The 26,033-nt window shown below is 71.3% G+C and carries 20 protein-coding genes, 1 tRNA gene and 8 pseudogenes; 9 read left to right on the top strand and 20 right to left on the bottom strand.

From position 1 onward, the window contains the following. Nucleotides 1–592, top strand: a 592-nt coding sequence (locus tag ABZV31_RS32745) for a transposase (protein ID WP_355900495.1), incomplete at its 5' end; no start/stop codon positions are given. Nucleotides 593–652: 60 nt separating this feature from the next. Here ABZV31_RS32745 and argJ read toward each other — a convergent pair. The 5 genes and pseudogenes from argJ to ABZV31_RS32720 form a co-directional block, all read right to left on the bottom strand. Continuing rightward, a pseudogene (gene argJ, locus ABZV31_RS32740) lies at nt 653–1,802 on the bottom strand (bifunctional glutamate N-acetyltransferase/amino-acid acetyltransferase ArgJ). Between the two features lie 145 nt (nt 1,803–1,947). Next, a pseudogene (gene argC, locus ABZV31_RS32735) lies at nt 1,948–2,975 on the bottom strand (N-acetyl-gamma-glutamyl-phosphate reductase). A gap of 94 nt (nt 2,976–3,069) precedes the next feature. After that, nucleotides 3,070–4,257 (bottom strand): serine hydrolase domain-containing protein, encoded by a 1,188-nt coding sequence (locus tag ABZV31_RS32730; protein WP_355900494.1) that lies wholly within the window; start codon nt 4,255–4,257, stop codon nt 3,070–3,072. Between the two features lie 20 nt (nt 4,258–4,277). Beyond that, on the bottom strand, nt 4,278–4,544 hold the full coding sequence (locus ABZV31_RS32725; protein WP_355900498.1) for a hypothetical protein: 267 nt from the start codon (nt 4,542–4,544) through the stop codon (nt 4,278–4,280). 121 nt (nt 4,545–4,665) lie between these two features. Continuing rightward, nucleotides 4,666–5,072: pseudogene (locus ABZV31_RS32720) on the bottom strand (thioesterase domain-containing protein); the annotation flags it as partial. 522 nt (nt 5,073–5,594) lie between these two features. On the opposite strand from ABZV31_RS32720, the gene ABZV31_RS32715 reads away from it, so the two are divergent. After that, on the top strand, nt 5,595–6,890 hold the full coding sequence (locus tag ABZV31_RS32715; RefSeq protein ID WP_355900493.1) for an aldo/keto reductase: 1,296 nt from the start codon (nt 5,595–5,597) through the stop codon (nt 6,888–6,890). Nucleotides 6,891–6,903: 13 nt separating this feature from the next. After that, nucleotides 6,904–7,464, top strand: a complete 561-nt coding sequence (locus tag ABZV31_RS32710) for a GNAT family protein (RefSeq protein WP_355900492.1) — start codon at nt 6,904–6,906, stop codon at nt 7,462–7,464. Nucleotides 7,465–7,507: 43 nt separating this feature from the next. Here the strand turns inward: ABZV31_RS32710 and ABZV31_RS32705 are convergent, their stop codons facing one another. The 7 genes from ABZV31_RS32705 to ABZV31_RS32675 all read right to left on the bottom strand — a co-directional run bounded on the left by ABZV31_RS32705 (nt 7,508) and on the right by ABZV31_RS32675 (nt 14,498). Then, entirely contained in the window at nt 7,508–8,212 is a 705-nt protein-coding gene (locus ABZV31_RS32705) for a TfuA-like protein (protein ID WP_355900491.1), read from the bottom strand. Beyond that, nucleotides 8,209–9,234 (bottom strand): YcaO-like family protein, encoded by a 1,026-nt coding sequence (locus ABZV31_RS32700; protein WP_355900490.1) that lies wholly within the window; start codon nt 9,232–9,234, stop codon nt 8,209–8,211. The genes ABZV31_RS32705 and ABZV31_RS32700 overlap by 4 nt, the downstream gene beginning before the upstream one ends. Beyond that, nucleotides 9,231–11,210, bottom strand: coding sequence for a prolyl oligopeptidase family serine peptidase (locus tag ABZV31_RS32695; RefSeq protein ID WP_355900489.1), 1,980 nt, complete (start codon nt 11,208–11,210; stop codon nt 9,231–9,233). Before ABZV31_RS32695 ends, ABZV31_RS32700 begins: the two co-directional genes overlap by 4 nt. 4 nt (nt 11,211–11,214) lie before the next feature. After that, the gene (locus ABZV31_RS32690) at nt 11,215–12,069 is read right to left on the bottom strand and encodes a cupin domain-containing protein (RefSeq protein ID WP_355900488.1); all 855 of its coding nucleotides are present in this window, start codon (nt 12,067–12,069) and stop codon (nt 11,215–11,217) included. 4 nt (nt 12,070–12,073) lie between these two features. Beyond that, a complete protein-coding gene (locus ABZV31_RS32685; RefSeq protein WP_355900487.1) occupies nt 12,074–12,940 on the bottom strand; it encodes a cupin domain-containing protein in 867 nt (288 codons plus the stop codon). Between the two features lie 83 nt (nt 12,941–13,023). Further along, on the bottom strand, nt 13,024–13,149 hold the full coding sequence (locus ABZV31_RS32680; RefSeq protein ID WP_279617438.1) for a hypothetical protein: 126 nt from the start codon (nt 13,147–13,149) through the stop codon (nt 13,024–13,026). 566 nt (nt 13,150–13,715) lie between these two features. After that, nucleotides 13,716–14,498, bottom strand: coding sequence for a helix-turn-helix domain-containing protein (locus ABZV31_RS32675; RefSeq protein ID WP_355900486.1), 783 nt, complete (start codon nt 14,496–14,498; stop codon nt 13,716–13,718). 263 nt (nt 14,499–14,761) lie between these two features. Between ABZV31_RS32675 and ABZV31_RS32670 the strand changes: the two genes are divergently transcribed. Further along, on the top strand, nt 14,762–15,427 hold the full coding sequence (locus ABZV31_RS32670) for a DUF4097 family beta strand repeat-containing protein (protein WP_355900485.1): 666 nt from the start codon (nt 14,762–14,764) through the stop codon (nt 15,425–15,427). A 91-nt stretch (nt 15,428–15,518) separates the two neighbouring features. Here ABZV31_RS32670 and ABZV31_RS32665 read toward each other — a convergent pair whose 3' ends face one another. From ABZV31_RS32665 to ABZV31_RS32655, 3 genes are all read right to left on the bottom strand, one after another. After that, nucleotides 15,519–15,896 carry a toxin Doc gene (locus ABZV31_RS32665; RefSeq protein WP_355900484.1) on the bottom strand — a complete coding sequence of 126 codons (378 nt, stop codon included), beginning with the start codon at nt 15,894–15,896 and terminating at the stop codon, nt 15,519–15,521. Beyond that, nucleotides 15,896–16,135 carry a hypothetical protein gene (locus ABZV31_RS32660; protein WP_330343167.1) on the bottom strand — a complete coding sequence of 80 codons (240 nt, stop codon included), beginning with the start codon at nt 16,133–16,135 and terminating at the stop codon, nt 15,896–15,898. Before ABZV31_RS32660 ends, ABZV31_RS32665 begins: the two co-directional genes overlap by 1 nt. A 64-nt stretch (nt 16,136–16,199) precedes the next feature. Next, nucleotides 16,200–16,297, bottom strand: a tRNA-OTHER gene (locus tag ABZV31_RS32655). A gap of 579 nt (nt 16,298–16,876) precedes the next feature. On the opposite strand from ABZV31_RS32655, the gene ABZV31_RS32650 reads away from it, so the two are divergent. Next, the gene (locus tag ABZV31_RS32650) at nt 16,877–17,779 is read left to right on the top strand and encodes a PAS domain-containing protein (protein WP_355900483.1); all 903 of its coding nucleotides are present in this window, start codon (nt 16,877–16,879) and stop codon (nt 17,777–17,779) included. A 47-nt stretch (nt 17,780–17,826) separates the two neighbouring features. Here ABZV31_RS32650 and ABZV31_RS32645 read toward each other — a convergent pair. Further along, nucleotides 17,827–18,406, bottom strand: a pseudogene (locus ABZV31_RS32645) (epoxide hydrolase); the annotation flags it as partial. 5 nt (nt 18,407–18,411) lie between these two features. Between ABZV31_RS32645 and ABZV31_RS32640 the strand changes: the two are divergent. Beyond that, nucleotides 18,412–19,190, top strand: a pseudogene (locus tag ABZV31_RS32640) (IS5 family transposase); the annotation flags it as partial. Between the two features lie 224 nt (nt 19,191–19,414). Here ABZV31_RS32640 and ABZV31_RS32635 read toward each other — a convergent pair. The 3 genes and pseudogenes from ABZV31_RS32635 to ABZV31_RS32625 form a co-directional block, all read right to left on the bottom strand. After that, nucleotides 19,415–20,656 carry a hypothetical protein gene (locus ABZV31_RS32635; RefSeq protein WP_355900482.1) on the bottom strand — a complete coding sequence of 414 codons (1,242 nt, stop codon included), beginning with the start codon at nt 20,654–20,656 and terminating at the stop codon, nt 19,415–19,417. Between the two features lie 419 nt (nt 20,657–21,075). Further along, nucleotides 21,076–21,528: pseudogene (locus tag ABZV31_RS32630) on the bottom strand (transposase); the annotation flags it as partial. A 3-nt stretch (nt 21,529–21,531) separates the two neighbouring features. Next, nucleotides 21,532–22,353 (bottom strand): annotated as a pseudogene (locus ABZV31_RS32625) (MFS transporter); the annotation flags it as partial. A gap of 256 nt (nt 22,354–22,609) precedes the next feature. Here ABZV31_RS32625 and ABZV31_RS32620 point away from each other — a divergent pair. The 3 genes from ABZV31_RS32620 to ABZV31_RS32610 all read left to right on the top strand — a co-directional run bounded on the left by ABZV31_RS32620 (nt 22,610) and on the right by ABZV31_RS32610 (nt 24,931). Beyond that, nucleotides 22,610–24,073, top strand: coding sequence for a hypothetical protein (locus ABZV31_RS32620; protein ID WP_355900481.1), 1,464 nt, complete (start codon nt 22,610–22,612; stop codon nt 24,071–24,073). Next, a complete protein-coding gene (locus ABZV31_RS32615; RefSeq protein ID WP_355900480.1) occupies nt 23,977–24,552 on the top strand; it encodes a prolyl oligopeptidase family serine peptidase in 576 nt (191 codons plus the stop codon). Before ABZV31_RS32620 ends, ABZV31_RS32615 begins: the two co-directional genes overlap by 97 nt. A gap of 139 nt (nt 24,553–24,691) precedes the next feature. Then, entirely contained in the window at nt 24,692–24,931 is a 240-nt protein-coding gene (locus ABZV31_RS32610; RefSeq protein WP_355900497.1) for a hypothetical protein, read from the top strand. A gap of 434 nt (nt 24,932–25,365) precedes the next feature. Here the strand turns inward: ABZV31_RS32610 and ABZV31_RS32605 are convergent. After that, nucleotides 25,366–25,920: pseudogene (locus ABZV31_RS32605) on the bottom strand (hypothetical protein); the annotation flags it as partial. Nucleotides 25,921–26,033: the final 113 nt, after the last annotated feature.

The raw sequence follows: 26,033 nt of genomic DNA, 5'->3' as shown, positions 1-26,033 counted from the left end.
CGAAGAAGACGAGCCGGTGGACGCCTTCGGTGACACCGCCTATTCCACCGGCGAGGCCCGCCAGGCCCTCGAAGAGGCAGGGCACCGGCTGTTTTTCAAACCCGCCCCGCTACGGGCGGCCGTCCCCGGCGGCTTCACCCTGGACGACTTCGCCATCGACACCGCTGCCGCCACGGTGACCTGCCCCGCTGGACACACCGTCCCTCTGTCGGACCCTGGCGGACAGCACAACCAGCGCAAGGCGGCCTTCGGGAACCTGTGCACTGGATGCCGACTGCGCGAACAGTGCACCAAGGCCAAAGCCGGCCGCATCCTGACCATCCGCTCACACCACGACCTGCTCGCGGCCGCCCGCCGCCAGGCCGCCACCGACCCCGACTGGCAAGCCGACTACCGCCGCTGGAGACCACCGGTCGAACGCGCCGTCGCCTGGCTCGTCCACCACGGCAACCGCAAACTCCGCTACCGCGGCACCATCAAGAACGACACCTGGCTCCACACCCGAGCCGCCGTCCTCAACCTCCGCCGACTGATCAACCTCGGACTCACCCGAACCAACGGCATCTGGCAACTCACCACGGCCACCGCATAGCGACAAGGGGCCACCCAGCCCCCGGCTGGGCAGCCCCTCAACAAGATCTTCATCGGCCTTCTAGGCGTACTCGCTGTTCTCGTGGACGTAGTCGGCGGTCAGGTCGTTGGTCCAGATGACGGCGCAGTCCGTGCCCGCGGCGAGGTCCACGGTGATCCGGACGTCGCGGCCGGTCATGTCGACCAGCGCGCGGTCCTCGCCGACCGAGCCGTTCCTGCACACCCACACGCCGTTGATGGCGACATCGAGCCGGTCGGGTTCGAAGGCGGCGGAGGTGGTGCCGATGGCGGACAGGACGCGGCCCCAGTTGGGGTCCTCTCCGTGGATCGCGCACTTGAGGAGGTTGTTGCGGGCGATGGAGCGGCCCACCTCGACGGCGTCGTCCTCGCTCGCGGCGCCCACGACCTCGACGCGGATCTCCTTGCTCGCGCCCTCCGCGTCCCCGATGAGCTGCCCGGCCAGATCGGCGCAGACCGCGCGGACGGCCTCGGCGAACGCGCCGTACTCCGGGGTGACGCGGGAAGCCCCGGAGGCGAGCAGCAGCACGGTGTCGTTGGTGGACATGCAGCCGTCGGAGTCGACCCCGGTCGAAGGTGACCCGGGTGGCCTCCCGCAGTGCCCGGTCCAGGACCGGGCCGTCCAGGTCGGCGTCCGTGGTGAGCACCACGAGCATGGTGGCGAGTCCGGGAGCGAGCATCCCGGCGCCCTTGGCCATGCCGCCGACCGTCCACTCGCCCCGGGTGACGGCCGCGGTCTTGTGCACCGTGTCGGTGGTCATCACGGCGACTGCGGCGTCCTCGCCGCCCGACTCCGACAGCCGGGCGACGGCCCTGTCGACGCCGGCCAGGAGCCGGTCCATGGGCAGCGGCACACCGATGAGCCCGGTGGAACAGACCGCCACGTCCGTCGCGGTCAGACCGAGCCGCTCGGCGGCCCGCTCGGCGGTGGCGCACGTGTCCTTGAAGCCCTGCGGCCCGGTACAGGCGTTGGCGCCGCCGGAGTTGAGCACGACCGCGCGGATCTCGCCGTCCGCGAGCACCTGCCGGGACCACTGGACGGGGGCGGCCTGCACGCGGTTGGAGGTGAAGACGCCCGCCGCGGCACGGCGCGGCCCATTGTTGACGACGACAGCCAGGTCCCGGTTGCCGTTTTCCTTGATACCGGCGGCGATGCCCGCCGCCGTGAAGCCTCGTGCTGCGGTGACGCTCACTGCATCTCCTTGTTCGCCCTGCCGCGGACGGGGGTGCCCCCGCGCGAGCGCAGCCGAGCGTGGAAAAGGCCGGTGCCACCGCCGCCCGTGCGGTGCGGGGGTGCGGCTGTCGTCCTCCGCCGCCCGGCGCTTGCGCTCGCGTCGCTCACGGTGCGACTCCGATCGTGGAAGGCCCCAGTCCCTCGGGCAGGCCCAGGGCGACGTTCATGCTCTGCACGGCCCCGCCCGCCGTGCCCTTGGTGAGGTTGTCGATGGCGCTGATCGCGATGATCCGGCCGACCGCCGGGTCGAGGGCCACCTGGATCTGCGCGGCGTTCGACCCGTACACGGCCGCGACGGCGGGCCACTCGCCCTCGGGCAGCAGCCGTACGAACGGCTCGTCGGCCAGTGCCTTTTCGTACGCGGCCCGTACGTCGTCCCGCGCCGACCCCGGGCCGTGCCGCCGCCGAGCAGGTGGCGAGGATGCCGCGCGGCATGGGGGCCAGGGTCGGGGTGAAGGAGACGGCGACCCGGCGACCCGCGACGGCGCTGAGGTTCTGCACCATCTCGGGCGTGTGCCGGTGGCCGCCGCCCACGCCGTACGGCCGCATGGAGCCCATGACCTCGCTGCCGAGCAGGTCCGCCCTGGGCGCCTTGCCGGCGCCGGACGCCGGACGCCGCGACGACCACCGCCTCGGGCTCGGCCAGCTGTGCCGCGTAGGCGGGAAAGAGGGCCAGCAGGACCGCGGTCGGGTAGCAGCCCGGCACCGCGATCCGCTGGGAACCCGCCAACCCGGCGCGGGCGCCGGGGAGTTCGGGCAGGCCGTAGGGCCAGGTGCCCGCGTGCGGCGAGCCGTAGAACCGCTCCCAGTCGGTGGCGTCCGCGAGGCGGAAGTCGGCGCCGCAGTCGATGACGAGCGTGTCGTCGCCCAGCTGTGCCGCGACGGCGGCGGACTGGCCGTGCGGCAGGGCGAGGAAGGCGACGTCATGGCCCTTGAGGACGCCGGCGGAGGTGGGCCGTACCTCCCGCCCGGCCAGTGGAGTCAGGTGCGGCTGCAGCGTGCCAAGACGCCGGCCCGCGCTGGAATGCCCGGTCAGAGCGCCGATCTCCACTTCAGGGTGGGCGAGAAGCAGGCGCAGGAGTTCGCCCCCCGCGTATCCGCTCGCGCCCGCCACGGCCGCTCGCACTGTCATGAAGCCTCCCCGTTGACAGACATGTCGTTCCCACGCGATCCGGTCCTGCGGCGTGTGCGGCGAGTGCGGGCCGGCGTCCCGGTGCCGCCGGGTGTCAGCGCGAGCCGGACGGTGTGTCGCAGAACTCGGCGTCCAGGATGGGGAGCATGTCTCCGCCCCCCAGTCGCCGTTGTAGTTGAAGGTGAGCTGGTGCCGGCCGTCCTCGGTCATGGCGGACAAGGAGATCCACCCCACCGTGCCGCCGTCGCGATACCACAGGCTGGTGCCGCAGCTCAGCGTGAGCCGTCCGATGTTCAGGCCGTAGGTCGCACCCGGGAAGGCGGGGTCGTCGACGGTCGTCTCCATCTCCTTCAGATGCCGCGGTGGCAGCAGCCGCCCGCGGATGATTGCCGCGTAGAACCGGTTCAGGTCGTCCGCGCTGGAGATGATGTCGCCGTTGCCCCCCTCTCTGCGACCCGTTCACCTCGGTGACGTCGTCGATCCGGTCCGGCTGCGCGCTGAAGAGCTTGGAGTAGCCGCGGCTGCTCGGCCGGGGCAGGCGGGCGCTGGTGCCGGGGTTGGACGTCGCCCTGAGCCCCAGGGGTTCGATGATGCGCCGGCGCACCTCGTCCTCGTACGACCTGCCGCCGGCCTTCTCGATGATCAGCGCGGCCAGGACGTCGTTGGTGTTGGAGAACCAGTGCCCGGCGCCGGGCTTGAACATCGGCGCGTGGGAGAAGGCCACCTTCAGACGCTGCTCGGGCGTCACGGTGTCGTACCGGTGCTGGAGGTAGCTGTCGCCCTTCAGATAGGTCGCGCCGTACTCCTCGTCGGCGAGGTAGTCGAACAGGCCGCTGGTGTGGTTGAGAAGCTGCCGCACGGTGATCGCGCTGCCGTCGTTGCCGTTGCCCGTCACCACGCCGGGCAGCCAGTGCTCCACGGTGTCGTCGAGGCTGAGCTTCTTCTCCGCCTCCATCTGCAGCAGGACCGTCGCCACGAAGGTGTCGGTGATGCCGGTGACGCGGAACCGGTCGTTCTTGCCGCGCGGCGCGCCCGTCTTCAGGTCGCCCACGCCCGCTGCCGACTTCCAGACCCCGTCGGCATCCCGCACCTCGATGGTGACGCCGGGGACACCGGCCGCGACGGCCGCGTCGATCGCGCGCTGCGTCGCCTGGTGGGCGGCCGCCGCGGCAGGCCTGTCCCGCGCCGCTGCCTGGGCGGGACCCGTCAGGGCGGTGGCCGCCATCGCGACCGCCGCCGCCACACCCACCACGCCGGCCCCTGGTCTCTTCCGTCTCGTCATTCCCCGCTCCTGAGAAGTCGTCAAAAGCCGCCCCAAGCCGGCCGATGCCGTGCTGGTGCGGTTCGCCGGCGGCACAGTAGGTCACCCGGGTCGCGTCCCGCCGGAGTCCGCCGCCGGCTCAGCCCGGCAGCGGGGCGGCCGGCCGTGCGCGCCGCCTCCAGCGCCGTGGCCGCGTCCCGTTCGATCTGCCGCAGCAGCGGCCCGCGATCGTGCTGGAAGTAGAAGTGGCCGCCGTCGAAGACCCGCAGCCCCAGGAAGTGCTCGGTGTGCTCCTCCCAGCCGGCCATCCGCCGCCGGGTGGCGAAGCGGTCCTCGCCGCCCGCGTAGGCGGACAGCGCCCACGGGCAGCGGACCGGCGCCGGGAGCGGGGCGCCAGTTCTCCACCAGGCGCAGGTCGGCCCGGATGACCGGGGCGTACAGGGCCCACAGGCCGGGGTCGTCGAAGATCCCGTCGGGCGTGCCGCCGAGCAGTTTCAGACGTGTCCGCAGCTCGGCGTCGGGCAGCTCGTGGTACCGCGGCCCGGGCCCCGCCGGCTGCGGCGCGGAGCGCGCGGAGACACCGAGCCACACCGGCGGCGGCAGGCCCCGGCCGACGGCCCGCCGGGTGATCTCGTACGCCACGAGGGCGCCCATGCTGTGCTCGAAAAAAGCGTAGGGCACGTCAGTTCGGGCTCGATGCGGCGCAGCAGGAAGTCGGCGAGGCGGCCGGCGTCGCTGATCCGCGGCAGGTCGAGGAGGAGGCCGTGGCCCGGGGCGTCGAGCAGCCGCACGTCCCACGTGTCCGGCAGCTCGGCCGGCCAGCGGCGGTACAGCATGGAGGAGCCCCCCGCGTGGTGCAGGACGAACAGGCGCAGGGCGGGTCGGGTGCTGTCCATCGCTCTCCCTCGGATCGGGCCGCGCAGGTTCGCACCATAGAGCGGCGCCGGTCCGAAAGGGCGCGGCACCGGCGGGGCTCCGCCGAGGGTCTGGCGGCCCTCGAGCGGTGCTGAGGCGCCCGGCCGACCCGGCGCGGCATCGTGGCACAGGAAGCCGGTGGGGTACAGAGGAACCCGGCGGGACGCAGGTGCGGGCGGAGACAGCAGGACCGGCGAGCCTGCCGCCCTTGTAGCGCCGACGGCCGGTTCCTTACGGTGACGGGGCATCGCCAGGGCCCCACCGGTGCGGGGTGTCCTGTCGACCGGACAGCCACGTGTCCTGTCGACCGGACAGCCACGTGTCCTGTCGACCGGACGGCCGGCGGACGCGCCGATCGACGCATCCGCGCCCGGCGCCCCTCTCACACCCGGCCCGGCGATTTCCCATCGCGAGTCACCCATGACGGACAAGGACGGTGCCAGTTGAGCACGAACCCCTTCGATGACGCCGACGGCCGCTTCTACGTTGTGGTCAACGACGAGGAGCAGCACTCCCTGTGGCCGGCGTTCGCCGAGGTGCCCGCAGGCTGGCGAGTGGTCTTCGGCACACTCCCCGCCGGGATCAAATCCCGGCAGGTCTCCCACACATCCGGCCCGACCGTCTCCCCGGCCCATTCCCCCATCACCACAACAACGAGTCTGGCCCCGCCGCTCACGCGGCGGGGCCAGAACCCCAAGATCTTCATGGGTCTTCTAGGCTGCCTCGCCATGAGACACCGCACGCTGGGCAGGAGCGGCCTGCAGATCAGTGAGATCGCCTACGGCAGCTGGATCAGCACCACCGAGGACTCGGCGGAGGCGGTCGCCCGTGAGGCGCTCGAGCAGGGGATCACGACGTTCGACACCGCCGACGCGTACCCGGGAACGCTGGCGGAAACCGTGCTCGGCGGGGTGCTGTCCGGCGCCCGCAGGGAGTCGGTGGTGATCAGCACCAAGGTGTGCGCCCCCGTCGGGCCGGGGCCCAACGACCGGGGGCTGTCCCGCAAACACATCATGGAGTCGGCCGCCGGGTCGCTGCGCCGGCTGCGCACCGACCACATCGACATCTACCAGGCGCACCGCTACGACGCGCGCACCCCGCTCGAGGAGACCCTCCGGGCCTTCGACGACCTGGTCCGGCAGGGCAAGGTGCTCTACATCGGCGTCTCGGAGTGGACCGCCGGCCAGATCGCCGCCGCGCTGAAGATCGCCGGTGAGATGGGGCTCGACCGGATCATCTCCAACCAGCCGCAGTACAACATGCTGTGGCGGGTCATCGAGGCCGAGGTGCTTCCGCTGTGCGCCCGCGAGGGCATCGGTCAGATCGTGTGGTCGCCGCTGGCGCAGGGACTGCTGACCGGCAAGTACCGCTCCGGTGCGCCACTGCCGCCCGGCTCACGGGCCGGCGGCCCGGCACGCTCCCAGTTCTCGGTCGGCGCGCTCACCGCGGACGTCCTCGACCGGGTGTCCCAACTGGGAAAGATAGCAGCCGAGTTGAACATCACGATGCCGCAGCTGGCGCTCGCCTGGGTGCTGCACAACCCGCAGGTGTCGAGCGCCATCGTGGGCGCCACCGCTCCGGGGCAGATCGCCGAGACCGCCGCGGCGTCCGGCATCGAACTCGACGACGACGTGCTGGCCCGCATCGACGCCATCCTCGAGCCGATCGTCGAACGCGACCCCGCCAAGACCCCGGCGCACCCCACGGACTACGGCAGACAAGGCGAGCACGACGCGTAAGGAGCCCGCTTCCGTGTCCCCCACACCCCCCTCCGCCGCGGCCGCCACCTCGGTACGGCTGATCGAGGTGGCCGACGCCCCTGCGCTCGCGGCCCATCTGGAGCGCGACGCCGAGGACTTCGCGCGCTGGCAGCCGGCCAGGCCGGAGGGGTTCCACACCGCGGAACACCAGGCCGCCCGCGTCGAGCAGCTCCTCGCCACCCATCGCAGCGGCGGCGGCTGGCCCGGTGTCATCGTCGCGGGCGGTGCCGTCATCGGTCAGGTGACGGTGAGCACCATCCTGCGCGGGCCGCTGCAGAAGGGCTTCCTCAGCTACTGGGTGGCGACCGCGGCCCAGGGCCGCGGGCACGCCGGCCGCGCGGTGGCCCAGGTGCTGCGCGTGATGAAGGAAGAGCTGGGCCTGCACCGCGCGGAGGCGCACACCCAGCTGGAGAACCTCGCCTCCCACGCCGTACTGCGCCGCAACGGCTTCACGCCCTGGGGCGTCGCCCACGCCCACCTCCACATCGGCGGGACCTGGCGCGACGAGATCTTCTGGGAACGGAACCTGACCGACGGCGCGCCACCGCGGTGACCCTCGGCGGCCCCGGGACCATGTGGCCCCGGGGACCCGCCCGTCACGCAGCCACCGGCTCGTCCGCGCCCAGCGCGGCCCGCACCGCCTGAAGGCCGTCCAGGCGCTTGCGGTCCCAGCCGTCGCGCCGCTCGTCGGCCAGCTCCGGCCCGAGGACCTCCACCGCGTCCGCGGGCAGCTCCTGCCGCCACCGCCGCAGCAGCACGGAGGGGCGCCGGTCGCGGAAGTGCAGCCCCTTGGCCGCGTGCAGCGCCGCCCGCGCCGCGGCGGGCGACAGCAGCCCCGCACCCCGCTTCTGCGCGAGCAGCCAGCGCACGTTCACCAGAGGGATCGTCACCGGCGTGAAGTCCTCGGGGTCGTACAGCAGCGCCACGTCGCCGTCGGAGTCGATGGCCCCCGACAGGTACTGCTCGAACACCCAGCCGCTGCCCTTCATGCCGAGCGTGCGGCATTCCACGGCCCGCAGGGCGCCCATGGAGGACGCGCCGGTGAGCGGCTGCCCGGCGGCCAGCACCGCGCGCACCTCGGCGATGCTGACGGCCAGCCGCTGCCCGAACTCCCCGTCCAGCATGAGCACTTCGGTCTCGGCGGCGGAGTCGGCCAGGTCCAGCAGATCCAGCCTGCGCACCGGCGGGCGCAGCTGGAGACGACGGCCGAGCCGGGCGGCGAGGTCGCGCAGCGGCGGCAGATCCGACGCACGCAGGGACGGGCCGGTGAAGACGACGAGGTCGGTGGTCGCGGTGGTCATCGCAGGGGCCTCGCCATCCCCGCGGCCACCATCGCGCGGCGCAGCCGCGTACCGAGCCGCGCGTTGTCGTGGTGGTACACCTCCAGACCGGGCACGATGACCTGGGTCACGGAGAACGGGAAGTCGTCCGGGGCGAGTTCGGCGGCGAACACCAGCGAAAGACCCGCCTTGTCGAGCCCGCCGAGCACGCGCTCCAGGTCGCCGCGTGTGGTGCCGGTACTGGTGTTGGGCAGCTCGCCGAAGTCGATCTCCGTGCGCTCGGCGCTCCAGGCGTGCAGCATCTCCCGCATGGCCTCGTACGACGCGTGCCGCCGGTACGCCTGGCTGTTGAGGTCCTCCCGGGCCCCGTTGATGACCGCGAGCCGGGACTGGGCCGCCTCAGTCAGGGCGCGGGTGACCGACACGAGCGGGTCGAGGTGGGCGCCGCCGCCCCCGTTGATCAGCATCCCGTCCTCGGCGTGCGTGTCGTCGGTGGTGGCGAACATGGCGGGCACCCCGATCTCGTTGACGTAGCTGAAGACCTGGACGTTGACGCCCTTGCTCTGGAACCGCTCCACCAGCGCGGCCGGGCCCTCGGGCAGCGAGTCGAGGCGGACGCGGTGACCGCGCCTGAGCGTCTCGCCGAACGCCGTGCAGTCCTGCTCGATGGCCTCCAGAAGCCCGTGCAGCAGCGCTTCCTGCGGGCTGTTGCCGACCGCGAGACCGATCACGTTCGAGCTGGCCATCTTGCACTCGTGGGGGTAGGGGGTGAACACCGCGAGGGCGGGAACCCACACCTCGGTGTCGCTGAACAGCTCCCGCACCGGCGACCAGTGGATGAGCGCGTCCTCGGTCCAGGTGTGTCCCCGCCGCAGGATCAGCCGCCTGGGGTCGAGCACCGGCACGCCCCGCCGGCGCAGTTCGGCGTACGAGGCCAGCGGCGGCGCCGGGTCGGCCGGCGGCTCGCACCAGGTCCGCTCGATCGCCTCCATCATGGCGGACACCCGCGCGGCCCGCGGGGTCGCCCCCTTGCCGCTGGTCACCGTCGGAACCAGGCCGCCGCATTGGCGGGTTTGCGAATGCTGTGCCCCTCGTCGGGCAGGAGCATCAGCTCCACGTCGACACCCCGGCCGTCCAGGGACCGGTACATCGCGCGGGACTCGCCGGCCGGGACATGCGTGTCCAGGCACCCGTGGGACAGCAGCACCCGGGTGGCGGACCCGATCGCCTCCAGCGGCAGGCTCTCCCGGCGGTAGGCCGCGGCCTCGTCCACGGCCCCGTACTCCCGCAGCCAGTGCCAGTGCAGATCGCACACGCGGGCGACCGCGGCGAAGTCGGCCCAGCCCGCGTGGCTGACGGCGAGGCGGACCGAGGGCAGCAGCGTGGCGAGGGCCAGCGACAGATAGCCGCCGAAGCTGCCCCCCATGACGGCGACACGGCCCGCGTCGAGCAAGGGGTGCGCCAGCGCGTGCTCCACCTGGGCCGCCGCGACGGCGGCGACCTCGGACGTCCAGCGGCCCCAGCCGCGGTCCACGGCCTGCTGCCCGTATCCGGTGGACAGCGGGGGATCCGGCATGAGCACGGCATAGCCCTCGGCCACGAACGGCCACGGATTCCACCGCCACGACCAGTCCGTCCAGCTCAGCAACGGCCCGCCGTGACACCAGACGAGCACCGGAAGCCGATGCCCGGGGTCGGAGGCGGGCAGGCACAGCCGGCTGTGCCAGGTCGATCCGTCCGGCGCCCGGTAGCGCCCTCGCTCCATGCGCCCGGTCGGGGTGGCGGCGGCGGCCGGAGCGGCCACCAGGGCCGGCCCGGACGGCCGCGTCCCGGCGGCGGAGCCGGCGCCGGGCGCATCCGCCCGAACAGACACCACCTCGGGAGGCAGGTCGATCCGGGAGCGCACCACCAGCAGCTCGCCGCCCGACACGGTCACCGCCTGCACCGACCCCCCGGCCTCCACCCGCTCGACGGCGCCGTCGCCGGTCCGCAGCCGCCACAGGTGCCGCCGGCCCTCCTCCTCCCCGGTGCACAGCAGCGTGTCCGCCCCGCACCAGGCGCGAGGCCGCAGCCAGTTGGCGTGCCGAGGGGCGACGTGGACCACCGCGGAGCCGTCGGAGGCGACCAGCACCGCTTCCTGCCGCGGGCCGAGCCCGGGGCGCGAGATCCGCTCCGCGGTACACGCGAACCAGGAGCCGTCGGGAGCCGCGACCGGCTCCGAGAGATCGTCGTCATCCGCCCATACCGCACGCGCGCCCGCGGGATCCGACAGGGCGAACACCAGCAGCCCGTGACGTCGGTGCCCACCGCGCAGAAAACGCGCCACCCCCGCGGCGCACCGCAGACCGTCGGGCGTCAGCGCCAGCTCCCCGGTCAGCCGCACATCCTCCCCGAGCGGCAGCTCGAGCAGCTCGCGGTCCCCGGGGCCCTGCGCCCCGTCGGACAGGCCGACGCGCAGCACCCGCAGCACCTCGCCCGGCGTGTGGTACTGCGACTGCGGCCAGAGATCACCGCGCACCAGCGTGACCGTCTCCCGGTCCGGTGCATCAGCGGCGCGGAGCCGCCGGTCCTCGGCCAGGGACGTCGCCTCGGTCCTGACCCAGACGGCCGCGACGGCCGTCGCCCCCGCCGCGGCGTACGAGACGACACCGCGCGGCGCGCCCAGGACGAGCTGCGGCTCGCGCGGCGTCTGCGGCCGGTGCCGCCACAGGGAGCGGCCGCCGTGGCCGCGCGCCGCCGCGTCGCCGGCCCGCCGGTCGGACAGGAACAGATAGCCGCCGCCCTCGGTGACCGTCACCGACGACGCCGCGGCATGAGCGTGCTCCATGACCGGGTCACCGCCGGGCCCGGGCGCATAGCCGAGGACAAACGGCACGAGGTCCCGGCGGCCGGCCCGCCGCAGCTCCGCCTCGATCAGCAGACCGGAGCCGAGGCGGTGCGCCACCTGAACCCGTGGCTGCGCCAGCAGCGTCTCCAGGGCCGCCGCCCCCGGGCCCTCGTTCTGCGACACCCCCGTCATGCTGTCAAGCCTGTCCGGCGCGCTGCTGTATCCCGACCGCCGTCGCCACCAGGTCGTCGATGTCCTGCCCGGCGAGATGGGCGGTCAGTTCCCGGCGCAGCCAGCCGACCTTCTCGTCCAGGGACATGTAGTGGTGCCTGCCCGCGATGGCCTCCGCCGGTGCGCTCCTCAAGAACCCGGCCAGCGCGACCTCAGCCAGGTCGCGGGGGCTGGGCTGCTGCACGCTCAGGGTGGCGTACAGGGCGCTGCCCTCGTACGCGACCACGGTGTGCTCACGCCCCGGCGGGACGTACAGGACGTCTCCCGGCGTCAGTGCCGTCCGCGTACGGCGGCCTTCCTCGTCGACGCCCCACCGGGTTGCGCCCTCGAGCTGCAGCACGAACAGATGGGCCGCCTCGGTACGGACCCAGGTGCCGTCCTCGGCGTCGTCCTGGGCCGGCGGGGGGCTGAGAAACACCGAGGACCGTACGTCGGCCCGCAACTCCTCGCGCAGAGCGCCGACGAGTTCCTTCAGACCGGCATGCCAGTGATCGGGCTGACGCAGGGTGACCGTGCAGCCCGCCGTGAACCACTTCCGCACGCCGGCGGCGTTCGCGTACCGCGCCCTCGGCTTCTGCTGCACCTTGCGGGTCACGGTGATGTCCGCGGCCGGCGCGCTCACCCCGTCACGGGTGACGCCGAAGTACGGGGCGACGAGCAGCCCGCAGTCGAAGGCGTCCCAGATCTCCGCGGCGGAGAGCAGTGCGGGGACGGCGGCGGACCGGAACGTCGCGGCACGCACCCCCCAGGCATCGGTGAGGAAGGCGTCGGCGTCGCCGACGAGTTCGGTCAGTCGGTGCGCACTCTTGATGCTGGTCATGGATTCACGCCGTCCTGTCCCTCATCGTGGCCACTGCCGTGTCGACGAGGAGTTGTGCGTCCACGGAACTCACATGGTCGAGCAGGGCCTTGGTCACCGCGTCCGCCGTCTCCTCCAGCGTCGCGCGCCAATTCCCTTCCCGTACGCGGTCGCAGCCCTGGGCGAAGAGGGTCATCAGGGACTCGATGAGGTCCCGCGGAGTGGGTTCGGTGATGGTGAACGTCACGTGCAGCGAGGTCCCTTCGCGGGCTGTCGCCACGTGCGGCATGCCGTGCGGCAGGTACAGCACGTCGCCGGGCTCCATGACGAAGGAGTGCGCGTGGCTGTCCACGTCCACATCGAGGCCGGAGCGGGAGTCGATCTCCCGGGGCTCGTCGTAGATCCGCCATTCCTTGGCGCCGGCGACCTGGACGGCGAGGACGTGCGACCCGTCGCGGTGGGGCAGCATGCCGGTGTTGTCGCGCGGCGTGTAGAACACGTACGTCTTGAGCTCGGCGGGCAGGCGAGCCTCGATCTCCCGCATCAGCGTGCCCAGCGGACGGTGCCAGTCCTCGAGCTGGTTCATCTTCATGGTCGCGCCGGCCGCGAGCAGCGAGCGCACCTTCGCCGCGTCGGCGAAGCCCGGTACCGGGGTCCCGGCCACGTTCCGCGTCTTGGTGAAGGCGAGGATCTCCGGCTGCTGCCCCTCTTTGAGGAGGGTGAAGTACGGCCAGCGCAGCAGCCCCGTGTCGAGCATGTCCTGGATATCGGACTCATGAATCAAGTCGTCCACCGGACATGCCTGCTTGAACAATCCGTGTTTCTTGTTCCAGTACGTGCCCAGCAGGTCTTTTTCGTCTATAAGACGAGTGAGCGGATGTTCAGTACCCACGGAGGATCCTTCATGGCGTCTGGTTCCGAACGGTCCCGGGAGCGACGTGCCGCCGCCCCCGGGATCCCTGCGAAGCAAGCCGGTCAGGCTTCGTTGATCTCGGAAATCAGCATCGGGCGCGACTGGTTGGAGAGCTCCTCGACCTCGGCGTCGGCGGCCTGCAGGAGAGCCTCGTCGTCGGTGGCCTTGAGCTTGTCGTTGAGGGACATTCCCTTACCCCTTTGCGAATTCATTGATGATTCCTGCGGTCGACAGGTGCCGGTTACATTAATTATCCGGAAGGGCTCGGTCAAGGCTTTTCCGGGCCGCTCCAATGCCGCTCGAGCAAGAGGCCAGTAATTTTCCGCGGTCCGGTTTCCCGGATTGAAAAAGGGCATGCAGAATTCACGGCACGGGCTTTGTCCGGGGCCTGATTTTCCAGGAGAGAAACGCACAAGAGGTGCAGGTCGGGCCGAAACCCGGGAACGAGCGGGCGCCGACGGCAGGGGCGGGCGGCTCAGCGGACGGGACTCACCCCGGGCGCCGACTCCTGGTCGCCGTTCTCGAACACACGTGCAATGATCCGCGGGCCATCGGTCGGCTTCCTTCCGGCAGGCTGAGGCGAACGAGACACAACCGCTCCGCGCACCGTGCCACGCCCTGCTAGAGCGCCCGTGGAGAGCCGGTCAGGGGGCCTGCGCAGTCCGCCCTTCGCCCGCCCCGCTCGTCCGGGCCGCGCCTCGCGCCGCTCGGGCCCTGTGCCTCGCACCCGCCTCCGTCCGCTTCGGCGGCCGGCTCACCCGGCGGCGGTCGGTGCGGTCGTGTGTCCGTCGTCCGGATCCGGTTCCGTGGTGCGGTCCGGGGCTGTTTCGGTCCTGGTGTAGAGGACGTCGCGGCCCTGTTCGGCGGCGCGGATGAGCGCTTCGCTGACGAAGTCGAGGAAGCGGGCCGCGTTCTCCAGGCGGGTGGCGGCCGGGGTGCCGCGGCCGAGGATGGTGACGCCCTGGCGCGCGGTCTCGATGAACTGGTCGTTGGCCCGGGCACTGCGGATCATCGACTGGTACCACAGGTCGTCGTCGACGACGTAGCGCTCGCGGCGGCGCTCGTCGCGCTGGCGGCGGACGAGGTCCAGGCCCTCGAGGAAGGTGATCGCTTTGGAGATGGACGCCGGGCTCACCTGGAGGCGCTCGGCGAGTTCGGCGGCGGTGAGGCTGCCGGTGTCGGTGGTGTAGAGGCAGCCCAGCACCCGGGCCATCATCTTGGGCAGGCCCGAGGTCATGAAGACGGTGGTGAGGGTCTCCTGGTACTCGCGCACGGCCTCGGCGTCGCGTCCGTACGGCTGCGGCAGCGCCTGCGGTCCCCGGGGCGCGGCCTGTCTGCGCCGGTGGGTGCGCTGCTGGGTGGCGCGGTGGGCCAGGTCGGCGCGGTAGCCGGTGGGGCCGCCGTTGCGCATCACCTCACGCGTGATCGTGGAGGTCGGGCGGCCGAGACGCCGGGCGATCTCGGCGTAGGGCAGGCTGTCGGCCAGCCCCAGCGCGATCTGCTGGCGTTCGGCCTGGGTGAGCCTGCCTCCCGGCATCGGTGCACTCCTTCACGCGCCACGGGTGCTCCCCGGCGCTGCTCGGTGTTCCCTGACGCCTCCACCATAGCGTTCATCGTCACTGCATTGCAACGGTCAGCCTCTCAATCGTTGCGTTAAACGAGACATCGTTGCAATGATTAGTACCCTATGACTTCGAACAATGCAGTCTCTCAGCAAAACCATCGTTGCGGGAATTTGGAAAGCAACGTAGCGTTTCCGGTGTTGGGAAACAGTGAGCCGTCAGCGCAAGGGAGAGCACGATGCAGAAGTTCGACACCCCCGCCCCGATCTCCGCCGTCCTGGACATCCCCGCCGGACGCATCCAGTTCATCGCCGCCGACCGCGCCGACACCGTGGTCGAGGTGCTGCCCGCCGACCCCTCCAAGAGGCGCGACGTGCAGAGCGCCGAGCGGGCGGAAGTCGCCTACGCCGACGGCGTCCTGCGGATCCGCACCTCCGAGTCCGGGAACCAGCTCCTCGGCTCCGGGGCCCTGGAGGTCACCGTGCAGCAGCTGCCCGCCGGCTCGCGGGTCGAGGCCAGGACCTCCGGCTGCGAGCTCAGCGGCGCCGGCCGCCTCGGCGACGTCGCCTTCGAGGGCGCGTACCGCCAGATCAAGGTCGAGGAGGCCGCGAGCCTGCGCCTCACCGCGGTCGACGGCGACGTCGAGGTCGGCCGGCTGGGCGGCCCCGCCGAGATCAGCACCGCACGGGGCGACATCCGGATCACCGAGGCCGTACGCGGCACAGTCGTCCTCCGCACCGAGTCCGGGAACATCACGGTCGGCGCCGCCGCCGGCGTCTCGGCCGCCCTGGACGCCGGGACCGGCCACGGCCGCATCAGCAACTCCCTCAAGAACGACGGCACCGCCGAACTCGACATCCGCGCCACCACCCCCCACGGCGACATCACCGCCCACAGCCTCTGAAAGGACTGCCGCGGGAGCCCGGCTCCGGTGACGGGCGGGCGCGGAACCGGCTGAGCGACCCGGAGTCCCGCCCCCCGGCCGTACCCGCCCGTCAGATCTTCCAGGAACGCAGCGCCTCGGCGACGGCGTACACGCTCAGCCGGGCGTCCCGCACCTTCCGCACGAGATCCGACAGGACGCCGTACGGCGGGTCGATGCCCTCACCGGACTGATCCATGTACTGGGCGGCCACGAAGGCGGCGAACAGGCTGTTGCGGTGCGGAAGCGGCTCCAGACGCACGATCGTGTGCAGCAGCGCGGCCGCGCGCCACGCGGCATCCGGATCGGCCGTCTCCAGCGTCGGCATCTTGGTCTTGTGCCGCGCTACGGCCGCCACGAGCGCCGAGTAGTCGGTCACCGTCACGTCCTCGTGCCCGAGAGCCGCCTCCTGGACGTCGAGCAGCCAGGACACGTCGATGTGCAGCACCATCAGGCGGCCGCGGCCCCGCCGCCCCGCCCAGAGGGCGGCACCTCGTCCGGAAACGCGTCGTCGAACTCGCCGCGCAGCCTGTCGGCCCAGGCCACGGCGCCGGCGACGAACCGCTTGCGATGCATCTCCCGCACCCCGAGATCGTGCAGGTACTGCTTCAGGCTCTTGCCCTCCGCGGCAGCGGCGGCACGGACGCCTTCCATTTCCTCGTCGGAGAAGGACACGTTCAGCGATGGCATGACCCCGATGGTACCTACTTGGTACCTGCCCCGCCAGGCCCCCACTGCCCGAACAACCGACCGGCGGAGAGGGCAGGATTCGAACCTGCGTGGACCCCCGAAGGGGTCCGACTTGAGGGCGTGCGCCCTTGGTCCCCGATCAGCCGCTCCGGGCACCTCTCCTCGCTCCCGGCCCCGCGGTCTTCCCGCGGCGCCGTTCACGTGTCTCATGGTGCAGAGGTGACCTGACACGGCTCTGACACGCCGCTGACCGGCGTTTTCGCTCCGTACGGAGTGAGTGATCACCGGAGGACAGGGACCGCGGTGACGGGCACATTGGTGGCATGGCTATGCCTGGTCCGGCTCGTGCGCCGATCCGCCGGTTGCCTCCTCGGCCACAGAGCGCCCGGGAGACCCGGCGGTTCGTCCGCGAGGCTCTGGACGGGGTGGCCCCGGACGTGGCGGCACCGCCCAGCTGCTGGTCAGCGAACTGGTGACCAACGCGGTGGTGCATGCGCACACCCAGGTGGAGGTGCGGGCCTGGGCCGTGGACGGACGGGTGCACATCGAGGTCAGCGATCAGGAGCCGGGCCGTGTCCTGGTGCCCCGGACGAGCAGCACGGCGTACGCCAGTACGGGACGGGGCTGGCCCTGGTCGAGGAGCTGGCCTCCAGCCACGGCGTCCAGGTCGGCGAGGACCGCAAGACGGTCTGGTTCGAATTGTGGCCCGAGACTCCAGAGCCGCCCGTCTCGGACTGGAACATGCCTCCCGCGCGCACTGCCGCGACCCCCGTCGAGCTGATCGGTCTGCCCGGCGCGCTGCACAAGGCGGCCCAGATGCACCGCGAGGCGCTGCTGCGTGAATCCCTCATGGCGGCCTCCGCCGGCGACCTGCCCTCGGTCCCGCTGGCCGACCTGCAGATCGCGCACGACACGAACCACCTGGTCAGGGCGAGGGTGACCGCGGCGTCCGAGCGTCACTCACACGGGGACCTGCACACCGTGCGCACGCAGATTCCCGACGACGCCCAGGACGCCGTGCACACCCTGTGCCGCGTACTCGACGTGGTCCACGGGCGGCTGCTGACCCGGCCGGCCCTGCCGCAGATCCACGCCCTCAACCGCTGGCTCCTCGGGCAGATCACCGCCCAGCTCGCCGGCCACCGGCCCACCGCCTGGACCGAGATGCCCCGCGAGCCCAGCACCACGCCGCCCGAGCCGGCCGCCTGGGATCCCAGCCGGCTCCAGGCGAGCAGCACCCCGACCATCGCCGCCGACGACGGCGACCGGATCATCGCCGCCAACGCCGCGGCCTCAGACCTGCTGGGCTGGGCACCGGGCGAACTCATCGGGCAGCGGATCACCACGATCATCCCGGAACACCTGCGGGAGCGCCACGTCGCGTCCTTCACCTCCCCGCTGCTGACCGGGCATTCCCGCATCCTCGGCCGCCCGGTGTCCGTGCCGGTCCTGCGCCGCGGCGGCAGCCTGGTCGAGATCGACCTGTGCATCCAGACCAGGAGGCGTCCGACGGCCGCACCGTCTTCGTCGCCCGCCTCACCCGGCCGGACCGGAACGGCCGGCCCGGTCGGCATGACCTGGACCGGGCGCTGTCGGATCGCAGCGACAGTTCCCGAGCCTGATCACAGCTGCTGCTGTCACTGAACCGACGTGTTGTCGTGGCCTGTTGCCGGCCGAGCCCGCAGGAGCCTTCAGGGCCTGCGGCCGTGGAAGGTGCGGCGCAGGTCGCTCACCCAGGCGTCGGGGTTCTCCCAGGGGATGAAGTGGCCGCCGTGGTCGTGGGCGTTGACGTTGACGTGGTTGAACCAGTCGGCCTGCGGGCCGGTCCTGAACGCCCGGACGCGCTCGTCGGCGGTGTGGATGCCGGGCGGGTTCTCGTACGTGACGAAGGTGAGGCCGACCGGGGCGGCACGACCGGGGTGCGGTCGTGAGCGGGGGTCCAGGGATAGCGGTTGGCGTTGGCGTAGTAACGCATCGACGTGGCGATGGAGTTGTTCACCCAGTAGATCGTGGGGTGGGTGAGCATGTCGTCCCTGGTGAAGACGGACTCGACGTCGCGGCCGTTGTCGCTCCAGGCGTTCCAGCGCTCCAGCAGCCAGGCGAGCAGTCCGGCGGGTGAGTCGCTCAGGGCGTGTGCCAGGGTGGCGCCGTCGAGCATGTGCACGGCGAGTGGGACGCCCAGCGGTGGTCCAGCTCGATGATGCGGCCTCGGACGTCGGCGGGCTGGTCGTCGGTGAGGGGCCGGTTCCGGGCGAAGTCCCAGGCGCGGGGCGCGGCGGCAGCTGATAGACGGCATACGGTGGCGGACCCGGACCGGTGCTCCGTGGCGGGATGTGCCCGAAAGATACGGCCCGTGGGACCGGGTCCATGACCTGTTCCGACGCTGGCAGCGGGACGGCACGTGGGCCCGGATCCTCACCCAGCTCCAGGCCCAGGCGGACGCCAAGGGCCTGATCACCTGGGATGTGAACGTCGACTCCACGGTCTGCCGGGCCCACCAGCACGCCGCCGGAGCGGCGAAAAAGGGGACCTGCAGAAGGAACCGCCCGGCGGAGTGTTCGTCGAGCCGGCCGACCACGGCCTCGGACGCTCCCGAGGCGGACTGACCAGCAAAATCCACCTCGCGGTCGAACAGGGGCAAAAGCCCTTGTCCGTCGTGATCACGGCCGGGCAGCGGGGCGACTCTCCGCAGTTCGAAGCGGTCCTGGAAGCCATCCGGGTCCCGAGGCCGGGGCTCGGCAGGCCACGCAAGCGCCCGGACCGGGTCCGGGCCGACAAGGCGTACGACTCCCGCGGCAACCGCTCCTACCTGCGCAGACGCGGGATCAAGGCCACCATCCCCATCCCGGCGGACCGGGCCCGCAACCGTCTCAAGCGCGGATCGCGCGGCGGGCGACCGCCGAAGTTCGACAAGGACGACTACAAGCAGCGGCACGCGGTCGAGTGCGGAATCAACCGCCTCAAGCGGCACCGGGCCGTTGCCACTCGGTACGACAAACTCGCCGTCCGCTACGAAGCGACGGTGCTGGTCGCAGCAATCAACGAGTGGCTGTGACCAGCACTTTCGCAACAGGCCCTATAGAGGCCGTGGTTGCTTAGCGTGACGTGCCGCGGTCGGAGGACACCCGCACACGTGGATTACGCCCACAATGATCAAACTCTGCGAACTGGCCTTGCGAAGAAGGAAGTTCGACTCCGGCGCGTCGGCCGCACCGGTGTGGTGCCGGCCAGCGCGCCGCGGGGGTGGCGGGTGGTTGCCGCGCCGGGGTGGCGGCCGTTCTATTCGGAGGGGTGTGGGGGCGGGGTGCCGTCGGCTGCTTCGGGCCCGTCGTCGGTCGGGTCGGTGGCGGGCGGTTCGGGGGTGCCGTCCGTGTCGCCGGCGTCGTAGGGGCCGGGGTGGGATCGGTCGTCCAGGGTGATGGTGACAGGGTCTCCGTCAGCCGCCAGGGTGGTCAGCCGGTGGTGGATGCGGTGGTAGAGGGTGGTCGCCAGTTCCCAGTCGCCGTCTCCCTCCTCGGCGGTGTGCTTGATGCCGTACAGGCTGATCAGAACAGCGATCAGACAGCGGCCGGAGACGGTGGCGCTGACGCGTTCGTTGCCGTGGTCGGTGATCTGCGGTGGGACGCGGAAGTGGGGATGGCGTCCGGCGTGCGCGGTAATGAACTCCCACATGTCGCGGTGGCAGATCAGGACGGCTGAGGAGACGCGCGCGGCCTGTTGCAGCAGTGCGCTGTGGTCCTTGGTGACGTCGGGTGCGCCGGCGCCCTGTGCCGCCGTGGTCTGCTGGGCCCGCCAGTCTTCGAAGCCGGCTGCCAGTCGGGTCAGCTCCTGGCGGATCCCGGTGAGCTCCTGGTGCTGTTCGTCGCGGGCGGCGGCCTGCGCGTCCTGGGCCTCTTCGAGACCGGTAAGGGCGGCGCGCAGCGTGGAGAGTTCGTCGGCCAGAACGGCGCGAACAGCCTGCCGCACCTGTTCTTCGAGACCAGGCGGCGCTTCCACCTCCGTGCCGGCGCGCTGAGCGGGCACGGAGGGGAGCGGCCCGGCGGGTGGAGGAGCGGTGTCTGCCGTGGCGGGGCCGGCGGCTGCCGCAGAAGGCAGACCCGTGGAGTCGGTCTCGCCTGAGCCGAGGCCAGGGGACGGGGCGGCGGCGTACGAGGCGGCCTGGGCCGCCGGCTCGGTTGCCTCCAGCAGCGGGGCCGGTGCGTCGGTTTCCGTCCCGGGCCGGGCTGCGACAGCGTCTTTCACCTTCTGCACTTCTTGTCGCAGAAGGGTGATCGCTGCCCGCACGTCCTCGCCGAGGTCGTCGCGGCTGGACGCCAGCCGGTTCTTCGTATCCCGCAAGTCGTTGCGCATCCGGGACAGTTCAGCGACCACGGTGTCCGTGGTTTCCCGCTGGGCTGTCCGGCCACTGGCCTCCAGCTTTTCGATCCCCTTGTTCAGTGCGTCCTGCAGGTTCGTGCCGGTCTGCATGAGTGTCGTGTGCAGCATCGTCAGCGTGTTGGACAGATCCTGGCCTCGTTGCACGTACGCCCCCCTCTTGTCGCGTTCAGTGATCGAGTGATCTCGGACCGTTCGACGCCTTGAGATCTGCCCGGCTACTCGGCAGTTCAGAGATCTGATCCGGCCATATGCCGTGGACATCAACGCTTGGGCGGTTCAGGCGCCTGGGTCGCTCACCCACCGGCGCGACCGGCGGATCACTCGGTGGACGGCGTCCGGGAGCACATCCAGGCGGCCACCCAGCGGCAGGAAGAAGCTCCCGTCACCGCGACTGCTCGAGGGCGCCGAGCGCGGCCAGCCGGCCTCCACGCCGACCTCGCACTGGCCCGTGAGGAGATCAAGGAGCTTCAGGCGGAATGCGATCAGCTTCCGGGCGCAATGCGGCAGCAGAACGAGACCTGGCCGGGGTCTGTCAAATGAACGGTGTAACCAGGGTGGTTGGGTTACTGGCGGACGGCTGAGAGCCGGCCGTCGAAGGTGATGTCGAAGGCGTTCAGCGCGGTCTTCCAGCGCATGGTCCAGCGGGCCTGGCCCTTGCCGGTGGGGTCGAGCGACATGATGGCCATGTAGACGCACTTCAGGGCGGCCTGCTCGTTGGGGAAGTGGCCGCGGGCCTTGACCGCCCGGCGGATGCGGGCGTTGACCGACTCGATCGCGTTGGTGGTGCAGACGATGCGGCGGATCTCGGTGTCGAACCGCAGGAACGGGGTGAATTCTTCCCACGCGTTCTCCCACAGTTTGACGATCGCCGGGTACTTCCGGCCCCAGGCGTCGGCGAACTCGGCGAACCGGTCCAGGGCGGCCTCCTCGGTCGGCGCGGTGTAGACGGGCTTGAGGAGTTTGGCGATCTTGTTTCAGTCCTGGCGGGCGGCACAGCGGAAGGAGTTCCGGGCCAACGTGCCGACGAGCGCGCCGCCGGCCATGCCGCCGATGGCCTGCACACCGCGCAGCAGACCGGTGTCGCTCTCGCCGCCGCCCAGCCGGTCGGTCACGAACACGACGAACAGGACCGCGAAGAGTCCCTGCGCCAGGCCCATCAGACCTACGGTCACCACCATGGCCCGCAGCCCGGTCCGGTTCCTGATCTCCCGCAGCCCCTCCAGGTAGGCGCGCCAGGCCGTCTGGTGGACCGGGACTTCCCGAAAGGCCCCGAACGGTCGCAGCAGCAACAGGATCGCCAGCAGGAAGGAGGCGCCGTCGGCGGCGAGTATGCCGGGCAGGCCGAACCAGGCCAGCACGAATCCGCCGACCGATGCGCCGCCCAGCCGGGCCAGGTTGCCGTTCAGGCTGACCAGCCCGTTGGCTGCCGGTACGTCCTCGCGTTCGACGAGGGAGGGCAGGAGAGCATACTTGGCGGGCTGGAACACGGTGGCCAGCGCGGCCAGCACGGCGGTGACGATGTTGACGACGAAGACATCGCCGGGCCCGTGCACGGCGAGCAGCGGCACCAGTGCCGCCGTCTGCGCGAGGCTCACCCCGATCATGGTTCGGCGCCTGTCCCAGCGGTCGGCCAGCACCCCTGCCACCGGCGAGAGCAGCAGGGCCGGCAGCAGTTCCACGAGAAAGTTCGTCGCGGTCGCGCCCACCGAACCGGTGAGCTGGTAGACGTACACCGGCATGGCGACCATGAACATCCAGTCGCCGCTCTCCGAAATGAATCCGGAAATCCACAGGCGACGGAATCCCGGATTTGCCAGTGGGCCCTTCCGCAGGAATTTCATGAGTCCCTCTCGCCGTTCCGTCTTTGCGTGCCGCGAGGCTCCCAGGAGAGTGTCCTTTGTCAAACGGCGCTGAGCAACCCGCCCTGGGCGGACATGTGTTGAGCTGCGCGGAATCGCTGGCCCGGCCGCTGTTCAAGTGGCTCCGGGCCGCAGTTGGACACCGGCTTCCGGCTGCGCCGAACATGCTCCGAATTGCCTTCGTTGACACGATTGCCTTCGTTGACACGCCGAACCGGGCGCTTCTAGCGTCAACGGCATGCTTCCCACCGACATCAATCTGCTTCCCGTACTCGGCCGTCCCACGTTGTCGGGCGACGGCCGATACGCGGTCGTGAGTGTTTTCCGGCCGGATGTGGACGCCGACGAGAACACCAGCGAATTGTGGGTGGCTCGGACGGACGGGTCCGCGCCGGCCCGGCGCCTCACCCAGGGCTCGAACGACGGCGCACCGGCCTTCTCGCCCGACGGACGGTGGCTGGCCTTCCTGCGGCCGGGGCCCACCGGGCCCGCGCAGCTGCACCTGCTCCCCATGGAGGGCGGCGAGCCGTTCCGGGTGACCGACCTGCCGCTGGGCGCGGGGCAGCCCGTCTGGAGCCCGGACTCGCGCCGGATCGCCTTCGCGACGCGCGTGCCCGAGCCCGGCCCGTACCTCCCGGGTGTCCCGCCGCACAAGGAGCGGCCCCGCCGGATCACCACCCTGCGCTACATGTCGGACGGCATCGGGTTCACCTTCGACCGGCCGCACCAGATCTTCGTCACGGAGCCGTTCGCCGAGGAACCGGTGACGACGCAGATCACCAGCGGGGAGCACGCCAGTTACGACGTGGCCTGGAGCCCCGACGGGCAGTTGCTGACGTTTGTGTCGGGCCGGCACGAGACGCACGCCGACGACCTGCGCCGGGACATCTGGGTCTGTTCCCCGGACGGCACCGGACTGCGGGCACTGACCGACGGAGGCCTGGAGCTGGGCTGCCCGCGGTTCTCCACCGACGGCACGCTGGTGTGTTTCGCGGCTGAGACGCTGGACGAGCACAACCGGGCCACGGGCGCGAACAGTTACGGCTTGTGGTCGGTGCCCGTCGACGGCTCGGCACCGCCGCGTCGGCTCACCGACCCGGAGCCGTACCACCTGAGTTTCGCCAGCCAGATGATCGCGCCCGCCTCCGACGGCGTCTACTTCGCCAACGACCACCGGGGCGAGGTCCACCTCGTTCTCGTGCCTTACGACGGCGGCGCGCCGCGGCCCGTCATCACCGGGCGCCGACAGGTCAACGGGTACGCGGTCGCCGAGGGCCCGCAGGGGACCACGATCGCCGCGGTGCTCTCCAGCGCCGAGAGCGCGGGCGACCTGGTGGTGCTGTGCGGTGGCGAGGAGCGGGAACTCACCCCGTTCGGCGCGGAACTGCGGGCCCGCGCAGGTCTGTTGCCGGTGGAGGCCAGTTCACCGCCAAGACCGAGGACGGCTATCTGCTGCACGGCTGGACGGTGCGCCAGCCCGGCCCCGGCCCGCATCCGGTGCTGCTGCAGATCAAGGGCGGCCCCTTCACGCAGTGGGGGTACACCCTCAACGGCCCGGCGTCCTTCGAAGAGGCCCAGGTCTATGCGAGCGCCGGCTATGCCGTCGTGCTCGGCAATCCGCGCGGCACCTCTGGATACGGGCAGGCGCACGGCCGGTACGCAGCCAGTGACCTGGCCCGCATCACCGCCGGCGACCTGCTGACGCTGCTGGACACGGCCCTGCAGTCGCCCGACCTGGACGAGACGCGGGTCGGGGTGCAGGGCGGCTCGTTCGGCGGCTACATGGCGGCGTGGATGGCCGCGCACCACGGCGAGCGGTTCCGGGCCGCCATGGGCGAGCGCGGGTGCTACGCGATCGACAGCCACTTCGGCTCCGCCGACGACGGCGTGAACAACTCCATAGCCCTGTACGGCGCGGACCAGGAGAGGTGGGCCGAGATCAGCCCGCTCACCCACGCCGACCGGATCCGGATCCCGATGCTGCTCATCCAGTCGGAGGAGGACCGGCACACGCCGATGGAACAGGCCCAGCGGATGTTCGTCGCCCTGCGCACCCGCGGTGTCCCGGCCGAGATGCTGCTGTTCCCCGGCGAGGGCCACGACATGTCCCGTACCGGTCTGCCCAGCCACCGGGTGGCGCGGTACGAGGCGATTCTGGAGTGGTGGTCCCGTCACCTGTGACCCGGCCGCCTTCCCCCGGCCCCGGCCGTGCGCCCCGGCGGCGCTGATCGCCGACGCGTCCGCACGGCGTCCGGGGCCGGCCCAGCTCGTGCATCCAGCGATCCGATTAGGAATACAGGCAGGAATGAGGTAGGCGACGGTGACGGATTCCAGCGCCGCCGAGTACTTTCTCTCGGCATATCTGACCCCGCCGGGCGAACGCTCGGTCATCTCCCCCCGGCACGACCACAACGTCTCCCTGTGGCGGCGCACCGCCGGCCGCGTGGAACTCGTACGCCACTGTGACAAATCTGCTAGCGATCACCAGGTGGGTGATGCTCTGACCTGCGAGCCTAGTGATCGTTTCAGGATTTTTTGCTGTGCTCTGGTGCTGCTCTGAGCTGGGGTTTCCGCGGTGCTTCGGGATCTGGAGAGGCTCTGAGGTGCAGGTTTAGTGATCGTCTCGGAATGTAGTGATCGGCGCGGGATTTCTATGTTGCTGCGCGATTGGGCGGATTGGTTTGCCCTGGTCAGAGCCCTTGCCTGAGTCACGGCGTGAGCCGGACTGGCAGCGGCGGTGGTGCCGCCGGTCGTGGCCTGCCCCTGCTGAACCGCGTACAGGCCACGGCTGATGGCCTTCTCCCGGCCGCGGAATAGCGCAACGCCCGCTCCGTGCGGGTGCTGCCGTTCGGTATCTCGTTTGCGATCTCGGAGGCGACCTCCAGGTGGGCGAGGTGCAGCCGCTTCACGGCCGGGGAGGTTGGGTTGAGGCCGTTCGGGCTGTGCGGGTTGCTGCTCACTCAAGTCCCTTCCCTGGAAGCAGATCCCGCGGATGTCGGCCCGCAGAGCGCACTGCAGGGCCAGCAGCCTGGCGGCAGGTGAGGTGAACCGGGGCAGTGCGGCGGCGAGGTAGGTGAGCATCTCCCGCACGCGTACACGCTGGTCGGCTCCGGACTCAATCGGGCTGAGCGGGGGAGTCGACGGGCAAGGGGAACGGCGCAGCCGGTAAGGGGCGACCAGGGTGTCCGGCACGACGGCGGTATGACTCGTCGCCGCCGCGCAGGCCGCACACGTGTCGGCCAGCCGCCAGGTACGGCCGCCGCGGTCGCGGGTGAGGGCGAGCAGTACCGGTCCGGCGCATCCGCGATGGCGCGGATGCCAGCAGCAGCCTTGCGCTCGGCACTGGCAGGTGCGCAGATGCCCAGGCAGTACATCGGTGCGGGCGTGGCAGGCGAGATGCGCCAGGGCGGCGGATCGCGCAGAGCTTGCCTTGAGGGGACGGGTGTGGGCGGTGCAGTGCGGGCAGACGAGACTTGGTCCGCCTGCCCGTGGGCGGAGCTCTACCGTCCAGATACGCCGCACCGCGGCGTGCGCGCCGGCCAGCCTCATCGGCCTGTCGTCCTCCCATCTGTCCGTGCGTCATGGTGGATGCCCCAAGCGAGGGCGTCCGGTACGGCCGCACGGTAGTGCAGAATCCTGCACTGCTGTGGGGCCTCAAGCAG

The sequence above is a fragment of the Streptomyces sp. NPDC005202 genome (genome assembly GCF_040608235.1).
GTDB lineage: Bacteria > Actinomycetota > Actinomycetes > Streptomycetales > Streptomycetaceae > Streptomyces.
Note: the sequence above shows the minus strand (reverse complement) of the source record. Positions and strands in the feature narration are given on the sequence as shown.